Origin of the sequence: Paraburkholderia sp. SIMBA_027 (assembly GCF_046535315.1) — a bacterium.
GTDB lineage: Bacteria > Pseudomonadota > Gammaproteobacteria > Burkholderiales > Burkholderiaceae > Paraburkholderia > Paraburkholderia tropica.
In genome coordinates this window covers 1-261 of record NZ_JAWRWY010000901.1, presented here as the reverse complement: position 1 = coordinate 261, position 261 = coordinate 1, and the positions used below count along the sequence as shown (strand labels likewise).

1 protein-coding gene is annotated in these 261 nt (G+C 65.5%); it reads right to left on the bottom strand.

Features of this window, described 5'->3' with window-relative positions; all coding sequences use genetic code 11:
• The coding region (locus SB764_RS41690) for a hypothetical protein (RefSeq protein WP_410866989.1) at positions 1–261 on the bottom strand (261 nt) is incomplete at both ends.

Sequence of the window (261 nt, the reverse complement as noted above, 5' to 3'; positions counted from 1 at the left end):
GCGTGGACCCCGCGCCAGCCACCGGCATTCATCAGAAGCGTGGTGGAATGGTCCTCCGCAAGCTCGGGGCCCAGACCGCCCACTTCACGCAGCGCTTTCGTGCGCACAGCATAATGCGAACCGATGCAAAGCGGCGCCCAGCTGTTGTTGTAACCCAGCTGCAGCGCGCCGTGCAGGCTCGCCTCTGCATAAAGCCTGCCGCGCGCGGCCCAGCTTTCACCGGCATTGGCATCGCAGATGCTCGGCGCGGAGACATATCCC